Source organism: Algoriphagus hitonicola (genome assembly GCF_900113375.1).
Classification (GTDB): domain Bacteria; phylum Bacteroidota; class Bacteroidia; order Cytophagales; family Cyclobacteriaceae; genus Algoriphagus; species Algoriphagus hitonicola.
In genome coordinates this window covers 125,454-137,444 of the sequence record NZ_FOPC01000003.1, presented here as the reverse complement: position 1 = coordinate 137,444, position 11,991 = coordinate 125,454, and the positions used below count along the sequence as shown (strand labels likewise).

At 42.5% G+C, this 11,991-nt stretch carries 11 protein-coding genes; 5 read left to right on the top strand and 6 right to left on the bottom strand.

Going from position 1 to position 11,991, the window contains the following annotated elements; all coding sequences use genetic code 11:
* Window positions 1-121: 121 nt before the first annotated feature.
* The 4 genes from BM043_RS05425 to BM043_RS05410 all read left to right on the top strand — a co-directional run bounded on the left by BM043_RS05425 (window position 122) and on the right by BM043_RS05410 (window position 5,101).
* Window positions 122-1,186, top strand: a complete 1,065-nt coding sequence (locus BM043_RS05425) for a carboxypeptidase-like regulatory domain-containing protein (RefSeq protein WP_092789600.1) — start codon at window positions 122-124, stop codon at window positions 1,184-1,186.
* A 27-nt stretch (window positions 1,187-1,213) separates the two neighbouring features.
* On the top strand, window positions 1,214-3,082 hold the full coding sequence (locus tag BM043_RS05420) for a gamma-glutamyltransferase family protein (RefSeq protein ID WP_092789598.1): 1,869 nt from the start codon (window positions 1,214-1,216) through the stop codon (window positions 3,080-3,082).
* Window positions 3,083-3,124: 42 nt separating this feature from the next.
* A complete protein-coding gene (locus BM043_RS05415) occupies window positions 3,125-4,576 on the top strand; it encodes an amidohydrolase (protein ID WP_092789596.1) in 1,452 nt (483 codons plus the stop codon).
* 63 nt (window positions 4,577-4,639) lie between these two features.
* Window positions 4,640-5,101 carry a DUF4440 domain-containing protein gene (locus BM043_RS05410; RefSeq protein ID WP_092789593.1) on the top strand — a complete coding sequence of 154 codons (462 nt, stop codon included), beginning with the start codon at window positions 4,640-4,642 and terminating at the stop codon, window positions 5,099-5,101.
* Here BM043_RS05410 and BM043_RS05405 read toward each other — a convergent pair whose 3' ends face one another.
* The 5 genes from BM043_RS05405 to BM043_RS05385 form a co-directional block, all read right to left on the bottom strand.
* The gene (locus tag BM043_RS05405) at window positions 5,102-5,446 is read right to left on the bottom strand and encodes a hypothetical protein (protein ID WP_143189479.1); all 345 of its coding nucleotides are present in this window, start codon (window positions 5,444-5,446) and stop codon (window positions 5,102-5,104) included.
* 62 nt (window positions 5,447-5,508) lie between these two features.
* Window positions 5,509-7,176 carry a DUF6909 family protein gene (locus tag BM043_RS05400; protein ID WP_092789590.1) on the bottom strand — a complete coding sequence of 556 codons (1,668 nt, stop codon included), beginning with the start codon at window positions 7,174-7,176 and terminating at the stop codon, window positions 5,509-5,511.
* A gap of 101 nt (window positions 7,177-7,277) precedes the next feature.
* Window positions 7,278-7,859 (bottom strand): peptide-methionine (S)-S-oxide reductase MsrA, encoded by a 582-nt coding sequence (gene msrA / locus BM043_RS05395; protein ID WP_092789589.1) that lies wholly within the window; start codon window positions 7,857-7,859, stop codon window positions 7,278-7,280.
* Window positions 7,860-7,892: 33 nt separating this feature from the next.
* Window positions 7,893-8,132, bottom strand: coding sequence for a DUF3253 domain-containing protein (locus tag BM043_RS05390; protein ID WP_092789587.1), 240 nt, complete (start codon window positions 8,130-8,132; stop codon window positions 7,893-7,895).
* An 11-nt stretch (window positions 8,133-8,143) separates the two neighbouring features.
* The gene (locus tag BM043_RS05385; protein WP_092789586.1) at window positions 8,144-8,686 is read right to left on the bottom strand and encodes a class I SAM-dependent methyltransferase; all 543 of its coding nucleotides are present in this window, start codon (window positions 8,684-8,686) and stop codon (window positions 8,144-8,146) included.
* 78 nt (window positions 8,687-8,764) lie between these two features.
* Here BM043_RS05385 and BM043_RS05380 point away from each other — a divergent pair, with 78 nt between their 5' ends.
* Window positions 8,765-10,774 carry an LTA synthase family protein gene (locus BM043_RS05380; RefSeq protein ID WP_092789584.1) on the top strand — a complete coding sequence of 670 codons (2,010 nt, stop codon included), beginning with the start codon at window positions 8,765-8,767 and terminating at the stop codon, window positions 10,772-10,774.
* 48 nt (window positions 10,775-10,822) lie between these two features.
* On the opposite strand, the gene BM043_RS05375 is transcribed toward BM043_RS05380, so the two are convergent.
* Window positions 10,823-11,989 carry a hypothetical protein gene (locus tag BM043_RS05375; RefSeq protein ID WP_092789582.1) on the bottom strand — a complete coding sequence of 389 codons (1,167 nt, stop codon included), beginning with the start codon at window positions 11,987-11,989 and terminating at the stop codon, window positions 10,823-10,825.
* Window positions 11,990-11,991: the final 2 nt, after the last annotated feature.

The following is an 11,991-nucleotide window of genomic DNA, read 5'->3' as shown; positions in this document are numbered from 1 at the left end:
TTGGAAAGCCAAAATACCACTCGGGATCAGCAATCTATTCAATTTATTTTCGAAAAAGACTTCAATTGCATAGCTAGGACATTTGACTTATATTTCAATATTACAAGAATTGACTATCTCTATGAATCAAAATCTACCTGGAAAAATTTATTTTCTGCTCTTTCTTTGCTTCTTGGTCTCAGGGGTAATTCAGGCCCAGAATTATTCTTTGACTGGACGTGTAATTGATTCAGAAAGTGGTAATTATATCGATGGAGTTAATGTCACCCTTCGCGGTACTGCCTTTGGCAAAACCAGTGTGGCTGGAGGAAATTTTAAATTCAATGATCTCCCTGAGGATAAATATGTGCTTTCCCTAAACCTTGAAGGATATAACCGATACGAGCAGCAGGTTAATCTCAAGAGCGATTTGGATTTGGGTGACATTTACATGATCCGAATGGGAGCTGAAGGTACAGTTTCCGCTTTGCAGAAAACCATCCGATCTGATAATGTGATTCGTTTAATCAATGAGCGACCAAATTTCATTGGAGGGAACATGGTCTATGGAATTCCTCCTGATCCTAAAAAAGTCGAGGGTGACAATTATTTGGATAAAAAATGGAATTCAGCCTCCATTCTCCTTTATCGAGATCAGCAGATGCTCGAAGGATTTCGGGTCCGTTACAATATTACTTCCAACATGTTTGAATTGATGGAGCCGGAAAACAATCTGGTTTCCATTTTGCCCGGTTTGAGAGTGCAGAATATTGTTTGGGTTGACTCTACCTACCGCGTTCCACGCTACTTTGTTAACGGTATGGATTTCTTGGATGAGGGCAGCCCAATCTCCGGATTTTTTGAAGTTTTGGTCGAAGGGGAATTACCCTTGATGAGAAGAACCCTCGCCGTATTCAAGGAATCCACCTACAACACGGCCTTGATGGTAGGTGAGCGAAACGATAAGATTCTAAAACGGGACAAATACTATTACTTGGTCGAGAAAAACATCCTTGAAATTCCCAAAAAACGTAAAAAATTCTTCCCGATTTTTGGCGACAAAGCCGAAGAAATGGAGGAGTTTGCCTCAAGCAACAATTTGAATATCAAGGACCCGAATGCTGTTTTTCAACTATTTACCCATTATAATTCCAAATTTCCCGGCTTTAGACCAATAATGAATCAACTGATCGATTCAAGTGACTAAACCGTCAACCAATCAACCTTCACCCAAATGAAAAAAGTACTCTTACTATTCACCTGTTTAATTTCCTGGAACTTGTATGGACAGGGCCTTCCTGGACTCGGATCAGGATCCACTCCCAACAATAAGCCCATCCTTCATGGAAAAAATTGGGTTGCGATTACAGGAAAGCCCTTGGGCGCCACCGCAGGAGCAGCTATTTTCCAACAAGGAGGAAATGCCGTAGATGCAGCCTGTGCCATGATTGCGGCTACTTCTACTATGTGGGATGTGTTGTCTTGGGGAGGAGAAACCCAAGCGCTGATTTATCATCCTATTGAGAAAAAAGTCATTGCAATCAATGCCTTAGGTTATGCTCCGACGGGAGCTACCGTTGATTTTTTCAAATCACAAGGAATGGATTATCCCCCGCAATATGGTCCGCTTGCTGCTACGACTCCGGGGACACCGGGGGGCATCATGACCATGTTGGCCGAGTATGGTACGATGAGTTTGGAGCAAATATTAGCTCCCTCCATGGAGCTTGCCAAAGGCTATCCTCTAGAAGCCCAAACTGCCAATGCGATGGAAGCGCAAAAAGAGCGAATCAAGCAGTGGCCCTATTCCAAAAAGATATTCTTACCGCACCTCGGCGAAGAGCGGGAAGCTCCGGTGGCCGGGGAAATATTCGTCCAGGAGGATTTGTACCAGACCCTTTCTAAATTAATCGAAGCCGAACGAGAGGCATTGGCTGAAGGAAAAACTCGGGAGGAGGCGATTTACGCTGCTTATGATCGATTTTATAAAGGTGATATTGCCAAAGAAATCGTCAGAGGAACGCGAGAACAAGGAGGGCTTTTTACGGAGGAAGATTTAGCAAATTGGAAAGTGAAAATCGAAGAACCTTCACACGTCAATTACAAAGGGATCGATGTGTACAAACTTCAGGAATGGACCCAAGGTCCAGCTTTGCTCCAATCCTTAAACATTTTGGAGAATTTTGACCTGAAGTCCATGGGGTACAACTCTGCCAACTACATCAATACGGTTTACCAAGCGATGAGTTTAGCCTTCGCAGATCGGGACTTTTACTATGGTGATCCGGCTTTTGTGGATTCGCCGATGGAGGGTCTACTTTCAAAAGAATATGCCAAGGAACGGGCGAAACTTATCGGTGATGTAAACGATCCGAAGATTGGACCTGGGGATCCTTATCCATTTCAGGAAGGAACTAACCCCTATTTAGATATCCTGAAAAGCAATCAGGAAGCGATGGCTGCCTTGTCTCCAGAGGATATCAATCAATCCCTCGATGATCAATTTATCACTGATTTCCTTAGTGGGACAACCACCGTGGAAGCGGCGGATGCTGAGGGTTGGGTAGTTTCGGTGACGCCTAGTGGTGGATGGATTCCCGCAGTAGTGGCAGGAAATACCGGCGTTGGGCTTTCTCAACGGATGCAAAGCTTTGTCATTGATGAAAAACTCAATCCTTACAATTTACCAGAGCCTGGAAAAAGGCCACGAGTCACACTCACGCCAAGTTTGGCCCTGAAAGACGGAAAACCCTTTCTTTCTTTTGCCGTGCAGGGGGGTGATTCCCAGGATCAAAACCTTCTTCAGTATTTCTTGAATGTAGTCGAGTTTGGAATGGATGTGCAAGAAGCGAGTGAAGCCGCTAATTTCAATTCTTATCAAATGCAGAGCTCTTTTGGAGACCACGAAATCAGACCGGGAGCCATCGTCCTGAGAAAGGACACACCGGACTGGGTGACCAAGAATTTATCTAAAAGAGGCTATTCAATCGAACTCTGGAATAAAACTTCAGGCCCGATCAATGCCATTTGGTTTGACTGGAAGCATGGGAGCTTCTGGGGCGGTTCAAGTGATTATGGAGACGATTATGGAATTGCCTGGTAAAATTAATTTTCATTTGAAACCATCAACCTAAATTACAAATACATGATTAGTAAATTTAAAGGCTTCCTTCCAGCCCTGTTGGGTTTGTCGGCAATCCTACCCCTTCAGGCGCAGCAAAATTCTACTGCACTAAAAGAAGAAGTAAAAAGTAGCATTGACAATCGCTTTGCCGAGTTAACTGATCTGAGTGACCGGATTTGGTCTTTTGAAGAAATCGCTTTTCAGGAGACTCAGTCCTCAGCCGCCCTATCAGATTATGCAGAAGAGCTTGGATTTAAAGTTACCCGAGGGGTTGCCGAAATCCCAACTGCATTTGTTGCAGAATATGGCTCAGGCTCACCCGTTATCGGGATTTTGGGAGAGTTTGATGCTTTGCCTGGACTTTCTCAAAACAAGATTCCCTATAAAAGCCCACTAAACGAGGGAGCTCCCGGCCATGGTTGTGGACATAATTTGTTTGGAGTGGCTTCTTTGGGTGCTGCTTCAGCGATCAAGGATCTGATTGAATCGGGAGAAATTAAAGGCACGGTTCGATTCTACGGAACTCCTGCTGAAGAAAAATTTTTCGGAAAATTATGGATGATCCGGGCGGGATTATTTGATGATGTAGATGTGGTGATGGATTGGCATCCCGGTGCGGAGACCAAAGCGGCTGTTCAAAAAGGCTTGGCTTTGGTGGATTTTTTGGTCGAATTCAAAGGACAAGCAGCTCATGCTTCCTCCGACCCTTGGAACGGGCGAAGTGCATCAGATGCACTTGAACTTTATACCACTGGGATCAACTATTACAGAGAACATGTAAAACCCACCGTTCGCATGCATTATCACATTCAGGACGCCGGACAGGTGGTTAATGTGGTTCCGGATTATAGCCGGATTTGGGTTCGAGTCAGAGATAGTAGTCGGGAGGGCTTGGTTCCGGTTTGGAAGCAAGTCGAGAAAATGGCGGAGGGTGCTGCCATCCTGGCAAATGTCGAGCATGAGGTCAACTTGATTTCAGGTGTTCATGAGGTTTTGGTTAACCGGACTGGTTCGGCAGCACTACAAAAAAATCTGGAAAACCTGGGATCCATTTCCTACACCGAAGAAGAGCAGGAATTTGCTAAAAAAATCCAAGAGGCAACGGGTAAACCCCAAATTGGCTTGGTTTCTAAAATCGAACCCATGGAGGAAACTGCAGAGCACAGTATGGGAGGCAGTACAGATGTAGGAGACGTGAGTTGGGTGGCTCCGACAATCCGACTCTCAGCGACTACCGCCCCCAATGGTACACCTTGGCATTCTTGGGCGGTCGTAGCTGCCGGAGGAATGTCCATCGGCCACAAAGGAATGGCATATGCAGCCAAGGCTTTATCCATGACCATGGTGGATTTATTCCAAAATCCTGAGCTTGTCCAGCAAATCAAGGAGGAGTTTAAATCCAAAAAAGGTGACTACGAATACAAAGGATTTGTACCCGATGGCCCGCCTCCGATCAATTCAAAATTACAATAAGTGTCTAGCGTGCGAAAGAACAATTCGCACGCTTTCTTTTTCTCAAATCAAAAACTAGTACTCATGAAAGCTTCTATTCTCCTTTCCCTAGCTATTCTTGGATTTATGTCGCATCCAACTTTTTCTCAAACCCATCCTGAGGAAAAACTCATCCAAAACCTGATTCAAGACTCCTTTGACGATCTTTTTTCCGGGTTTAAGTCCGAAAAAATTTTGGATTATTACACGGAGGATTTTCTGCTTTTGGAGCAAGGGGAAGTGTGGGACAATAAAATGATCCTAGCTTATTTTGATCGGACAAAGCAGAATCCAAGCCCGAGCATCAGAACCAACCGATTTGATTTTATTGAAACAAAAGTCACGGGAAATACAGCTTGGATTGCCTATCATAATTATGCTACCTTCAGCCAAAATGGAGAGGAAACACAACAGCTATATTGGTTGGAAAGTGCCACGGCTATAAAAACGAAAAAAGGATGGCGGTTGGACATGTTGCATTCGACCCGGGTAAGAACGCAAGAATAATCATTCGGCTTCTTTAAATCCCAATTCCAGTATCCGATTTCGAAATTGAAAGGGGACTTGTACATAAATTCGATTTCCAGAGGTACAATGGCAAGCAAAGCAATCTTGTCTTCGCTCCTCTTCAGTGGAAAAAGAAACTTTTGCCCCTAAAATACCTTGATCGATCAGGTATTCTTCCACGGCAAGTCCAAGACCTGTATTTCCTTCTGTCGAATTACCCCAAGGATCAGCACAATAGGTTTGGTCCCAATAAAACTCAAAAAGCTTATTGTTTTCCTCATTTAGGCAGGCACTAAACATCCCTGATATTAAAAATAGAAAGAGAATAACTTTAACCGTTTTCATAGATCTTGGTAATTTCTCCTAAAACGGATAAAAAAGGCCGATCGCTACTGACCGGCCTTCTATTATTTAAAGAGTTTCTCCAGAATTTTATACGTAATTAGATAAGTAGGACGGACACCTTCCATTCCCAAGGCACCTGAGGCTAAAGTGCTTCCAGTTTCCAGCGGATTATCCGAAGCATAGTAGGCATAGAGCACCTTGACATTGGAGCGGATACTTTTACGGATTTTCGAGGCGGATTGAATGGCTTTTTGGTAGTGGGCACCTTCCATTTCCAGCCCGATGGCATTCCAGGACGATTCCATAAAATACTGTAAAATGTCTTTATTCTGAAGCGAGGTGCCCAACACGGTGACCATAGAACCGGTATAAACCCCTAATCCATAACCTTCAAAATCCGACTTTTTCAGTTCATTTTTGAAAGGATAATTATCCGCCGTTCCTTCAAAAACATGGGAATCGGGGATCATCAGGTCCCCTTTTCCACCATAAAGAATCCCGGCCTTACCCATGATCGATGTGGAAACCACATTTAAGGTAATTTCATCATCATCCTTTTTGTAAGGCTTTAGCAATTCGTCAAAGCATTCATAAGCTTGCTCACCAAAGGCGTAGTCCATCACTACAAAAACAGGGCGCTTTTCAGGTTCCTTGGGCAATTTGATACCCGGAATAATCTCGTCTTTTTCCAGCAATGCCGTGTCGATAATCTGAGCCCCGATATTGGTCCCCGAATCATCAGGAATATCCACAAATCCATGCTTTAGTGCATAATCATAAATCGCTTTTCCTTGATTTCCTTTTGCTTTGATAGAAATATCCAAGGCTACTTTTTCGATCTCATCGTAGCTTTTGACCCCAAATTTCTGATGCGAATAAATGGTATTTAAAACCGAATGGAGATTCGCAGAAATAATATGGATCGGTCGTTTTAAAAGTCCTTTTTCATCCAATGTAGATTGGATTTTTCTTGCCCAAAGCTCTCCGTACACGTGATGTCCTATCCGCTCCCGTAATGTCGCCGAAAAGGAAATTTCCCGATCCTTATCCTTCTGAATTTCCTCCATCGCCAATCTGCCTAAGTGATATACAATGGAGAAAAGGCTATTGGAATTGGCACTTTTGGCAAATTTTTCCACTGCATGAACCGTCTCCTCATAGGTTCGACCGATCAAGTGACTCAAATAAGCTGAGGCGGCTTCTTTTTCAAACTCCTCTCCTTGCTCCTCTTTTTTAACAAATTCTTCCAGCATCGTCCAATTGGTCGTGATTCTACCTTTTGGATCGATGCTGTTATGGTAAATTTTATTGGACTCGATATATAAAAAAGTCAAGTGCGTCAGGATGTCGTAAATATCAGATCGCCCCCGAGTCATTTCCACATACATCACTTGTTCATCCAGTCTATAGCAATTTCGCTTTCGCTTGGGAGGAATAATCGGTGATAAATGAGAAGTCTCGTATCCCTCTCTACTGATCAAGCGAACAAAGCGACACTCCTCGATGCCTCTTGGCAATCGCTCCATCACATACAGCAATCCATCCAATTCGATTTTCTCCCGATCGGTGATGCTTCCGTAAATCTCCGGACTGAGCACCATCAAGGCTTGAACGAGGCTTTCCCCGGAGACACCCATAGGTTTGTAACTACCCCGGGTAAAAAGATGTCTCATCGTAATATATAATCTTTCGATGGCTGCTCTTGATTCGTGTGCTCTTGTCCTTTTCATGCGGTACTGTTTGGTTAAATTCAGCAAAGATAGCTAAAAAGTATAAAAATAGGGCTGAAAAGCCAGTTTTGGGTTACCTTCTCGTTATTTTTAGATTAAACTCAAGCCCCTTCCGATAGGTACTCTTCAAAGAAATTTTTCAGCTTATCTACCTTGGGTTTGACTACAAACTGACAATAAGGCTGATGCCCGTTGAGATTGAAGTAATCTTGATGATAATCTTCCGCGGGATAAAAATTAGTAAAGGCTGTGATCTCCGTGACGACTGGATGATCAAATACTTCTGCATTATTGATACTTGATTTTAGGTTTTCGGCTATTTCTCTGATTTTATCATTATGATAAAATATGGCAGAGCGATACTGTGGACCAACATCGGCACCCTGACGATTCAAGGTTGTGGGGTCATGTGTAGCCCAGAAAATTTCCAATAGCTTTTCTGTCGAAATTGTATCGGGATCGTAAAAAACCTGAATCACTTCTGCATGTCCGGTGGTACCCGAACAGATTTGACGGTAGGTGGGAATTTCTACAAAACCTCCAGCATAGCCCGAAACTACTTTTTTCACGCCGTTGATTCGCTGGAAAACCGCTTCTGTACACCAAAAACAGCCTCCTCCTAAGGTCAAAAGTTCAAGATTTTCTGGAATGGAAAGCGAAGTTTGGGGAAGTTCTTGAGACATAGCTTGATTTTTCTTTTTGAAACAGCTTCAGCGCTATTTTGGTTTGGAAATCCGAATCGGACCATTGGGTTCCTTTTGGGGATCAACAGCAATACCAGCCTGTGTTACTAGGATTTCACCTAAACGGTATAGAGTCATAGCTTCGGCTCGGACCTCATCCATAAAATTCCTCCAGTCTTCGGGATAAAGTTGCCTGACTACTTCCGAAGGGCAAAATGAAGCTTCTCCCCTTTTTCTGCACATCTCCAATATGGCTGTTTTTAAAACATCCATGCCAAATCCGTTTACTTGCAGACCATCACAAAGGCCGGAGGTAAATTTTTTAAGGTAAAACTAGCTTCTACTTCTTTAAAGTATTTCTTAAAAAGTTTTTTCAACAAATACGAATAGCAGATTTGAATAAAAGCCCCACTCTGGGAAAGGGCCAAATTGGATTTGCGTAGTATCTCGTCGGTCGCTTCTTTTGAAATCAACGAAAAAGGCAAAGATGAAAATATATAGTCAACCTTTTCACCATTGAGGTATTTGTCAAGATTTCCAGCCGAATCATTGATAATTTCTACATTTTTTTGTGGAAACTGTTTTTTCATCGCCTCACAGAACGGAGCATTGATTTCAAAAACCAACAGTCTTGCGTTGGGATTCATTTGTTCGATTATTCCCTGAGTAATGCTCCCATCTCCCCCACCCATTTCTATAATTAATTGGGCATGAGACAGGTCTGAATGGGAAATCATTTTATTTACTAAGGACTTCGAACTAAAAGTTACTGCTCCGGTCGTGCTTAGATTGCTGTATAATTCAATCAGAAGATTAGATTTGCTCATAAATTTCTAAATAGGGCTTGAAGATACCCGATTTTAGCCTATATTTTCCATCAAAAGTTTAAAAACTCAGAAAATTTTATGGCCCAAAAGGCAGCTATCCGTTCTACATTACCCTTTAGACTACGAATAATTTTCAAAAATTTCTGGGGAGTTATCCTGGTTTTCATTGCATTGATGATTTTGCTTAGAAGCTTGGAATTATTTTTAGTTTTTGAGAATCACGTCCTCGACTTTTCCCTTTCAGAAATCCTCGTTCATAGTTTTCTCCAAGACACCGGATGGCTATTTTATTTGACAGGTCTTTTGCTGATGATCTACTTACCGGTCAGCCTATTGTCAGCCAAGCTTGGCAAAGGGATAATTTTGATTGTTCTCACCGTCTTGACCATTATTCAAGTGGGACTGATTTTCTATTTTATGAAAACCTTGGTTCCTTTGGGAAAAGATCTTTTTGCCTACAGTATTGATGATCTGATATTGACGATCAACAGCTCCGGGCAACTCAATTTTTGGACTGTTTCGTCAGGATTTCTAGCGTTGGGGGCCATTTTTGCCCTATTGAATTTTGGCAGTAAACTCATCAGACTATCCTTGAAAGGCTATGTTATATTGACCATTACTTTTCTGGGATTTATTCTAGTTTTCACCATTTTTCCACAAAATCAAATCATTGGTGCCAATGAAAACAAAGTCAATATTTCCCTGAATAAATCCCGCTTCCTGACCGAACAGGCCTTTGATGAATGGGTTTATGGTGGGGAATACTATTTTGACTTTTACCTTCGGTCCACTTCCGATGATTTAATGATCACCAAGGAATATATTGGAGACGAATATCCCTTTGCCCATAGCGCAAAATATCCGGATGTATTGAGCCCATTTTTTGACAGCTTGGAGCAGGCACCGGATATTGTATTTATTTTTTTGGAAAGCTTCGGAAGAGCTTATTCCGGAAAAGATGCGTATTTGGGGAGTTTTACGCCATTTTTGGATTCCTTGGAGCAGCACAGCTTGGTTTGGTTAAATGCTATTTCTTCGACAGGCCGGACATTTGGACTGCAGCCCGGAGTTTTTGGAGGATTACCATTTGGGAGCAAAGGATTTTTGGATCTTTCAGATGAGTATCCTTATCATGAAACTTTGCTTAGTATTTTGGGAGATAATGGATACGAAATCCGGTATTTTATCGGAGCTGATAAGAATTTTGACAATGTGGGTTCCTTCATCGAATATCAGAACCCCGACCAATTAATTGACGAAAGAGGTTTTGATCCACGGTTTAAAAAAGGCCCTTCTTCCAGTGAATTTTCATGGGGATATGCAGATATGGAGCTTTTTATAAATGGGCTGGAAAAACTTCCTCAGAGCTATTCTGCTCCACAATTGATCACTTTCCAGACGCAGACCTCACACGATCCCTACCTAGTGCCGGAGCGGGAGTTTTACGGCGAAAAATTTGAGCGTCACCTCGACAGCTATCTCAATCTTGACGAAGGCAAGAAGCCGGATTACCGCGCCTATCAGGACATTTATATGACCATCCTCTATGCGGATGATGCAGTGAAGTTTTTCATAGAAGAATATAAAAAACGTCCAGAATTTGAAAATACCATCTTTATCATCACGGGAGATCATCGCCTTCCCGAGGTACCTATGTCCACCCGATTGGATAGATTTCATGTACCACTGATGATTTATTCTCCTCTTTTGAAGCGTACTGAATATTTCAAAGGCCTGACAAGTCACTATGAAATCACACCGAGTATTTTAGCTTTTTTAGAAAATCAGAATTTTGTCAAATTGCCGGAAATCGTGACTTGGCAAGGACAGGTCTTAGATACTGCCCAAAATTTTCAATCTAAAATAGCCATGCCGCTGATGCGGAATAAAAACCAATTAATTGAATACATTCATGGGGAGTTTTTTCTTTCGGCAGGTGAGCTTTTTATCATCAACGAAGGGCTAGATATCGAACCTATCCAATCCCCCGATATGCTCACCAAGTTGACGGGAGAATTTGAGGACTTCAAAAACAAAAACACTTATATGGTACAGACCAGAAAACTTCTTCCACCCGATGAGAATTAAGTGGTGGGAATTTTTTGGTAGGAAAAAGATACCTAAAACTCAGAAAAATCAATTGCTGCTTTCTTCTCTTTCCAAGACCTGCGAGATGAGAGGCATGTAATAATTCCAGAAAAATCCCTGTCGGTCCCGATAATCTGCCACAACGTAAAAACCTCTCCAGAGATAGGATATTCCTTTAAATTTTGGTGAACCGACTTCCCCATCAAAATCGGAGAAGTCTCCTGAGAAATAATACATATAGCCTGCTCCATTTTTCTTCGATACCGCAGCAGGAAAAAACCTCGGCAAACCCATTTCACGTAATTTACTCAGCCCTTCATCGGTGGGATTCAGGTCAAAATAGGAAATCACCTCATAGTCGCGCTCAATCAATACAATATCAAACCAGTCCGGATAGGGTACCACATCGGGAAGATTAAATCCTCCTTTGTTGAGTCGTGGAGTACGAATCAGCGGAGTTTTATTCAAATAATCCAAGCCCGCATTAAACACCTGTATTTCTCCGCTTTCATTCACGAAAATCATCCCATCTCCTTTCAAATTCCAGGGACCATGCTGTTCGGTGTAATTCTGAATCAACCAATCCGGCAATTCGTCATTGACCAAAGTATCCAATTCCTCAAAATATCGTGCAATCCAGCCGGTCCATTTCAAGCCCATCAGATTTTCGAAGGAAGATCGATAGAATCTTGGAGTGGGTGAAGCCATGCTATTATATTCGGCGATGATGGTTTTCTCCTGACTTTTTGCTTCGGTTAAAACCTCCAAATCCTTCGCATCGAGTCCCCCATAGACCTTTTGACTAAGATCCCCGCTTTTGAAATCCATGAAATTGCGCGTATACACCCCATACGTGTCAGCTAGATAAATCAAATCTTTGGAAGCAACCCAGTTTTGTATTTCTTCCGATGCCTCGCCGGGCATTTCCCGAACTGTCCCGAAATCATCCTGACCATTGGGAACAAAACCAAAATAATCAGATGACTTCTCATAAGGTGATCCGTCGTTTTGGGTGTACTTGTAATAATTGAGGGTAAAAAATAAACCCTGATGCTCGCGATATTCGGTATTGGGTACGGTCTTGTCGATGACGACGATTTCCAGCTGCTTTTCTGGCCAAATGTGCCAAGCTCCATAGCTGAGGCCTGGTATCACCAAGACAATGACATAAAGTGGCCACAGATTTTTGAGAAATACTTTTAATTCTTCTGACATGG

Bases quoted from the DNA above. Each gene is read 5' to 3' on its own strand.
- BM043_RS05420 (WP_092789598.1), top strand. From the start codon at position 1,214: ATGAAAAAAGTACTCTTACTATTCACCTGTTTAATTTCCTGGAACTTG.
- BM043_RS05400 (WP_092789590.1), bottom strand. From the start codon at position 7,176: ATGAAAAGGACAAGAGCACACGAATCAAGAGCAGCCATCGAAAGATTA.
- msrA (WP_092789589.1), bottom strand. From the start codon at position 7,859: ATGTCTCAAGAACTTCCCCAAACTTCGCTTTCCATTCCAGAAAATCTT.
- BM043_RS05415 (WP_092789596.1), top strand. From the start codon at position 3,125: ATGATTAGTAAATTTAAAGGCTTCCTTCCAGCCCTGTTGGGTTTGTCG.
- BM043_RS05425 (WP_092789600.1), top strand. From the start codon at position 122: ATGAATCAAAATCTACCTGGAAAAATTTATTTTCTGCTCTTTCTTTGC.
- BM043_RS05385 (WP_092789586.1), bottom strand. From the start codon at position 8,686: ATGAGCAAATCTAATCTTCTGATTGAATTATACAGCAATCTAAGCACG.
- BM043_RS05390 (WP_092789587.1), bottom strand. From the start codon at position 8,132: ATGGATGTTTTAAAAACAGCCATATTGGAGATGTGCAGAAAAAGGGGA.
- BM043_RS05380 (WP_092789584.1), top strand. From the start codon at position 8,765: ATGGCCCAAAAGGCAGCTATCCGTTCTACATTACCCTTTAGACTACGA.
- BM043_RS05405 (WP_143189479.1), bottom strand. From the start codon at position 5,446: ATGAAAACGGTTAAAGTTATTCTCTTTCTATTTTTAATATCAGGGATG.
- BM043_RS05375 (WP_092789582.1), bottom strand. From the start codon at position 11,989: ATGTCAGAAGAATTAAAAGTATTTCTCAAAAATCTGTGGCCACTTTAT.
- BM043_RS05410 (WP_092789593.1), top strand. From the start codon at position 4,640: ATGAAAGCTTCTATTCTCCTTTCCCTAGCTATTCTTGGATTTATGTCG.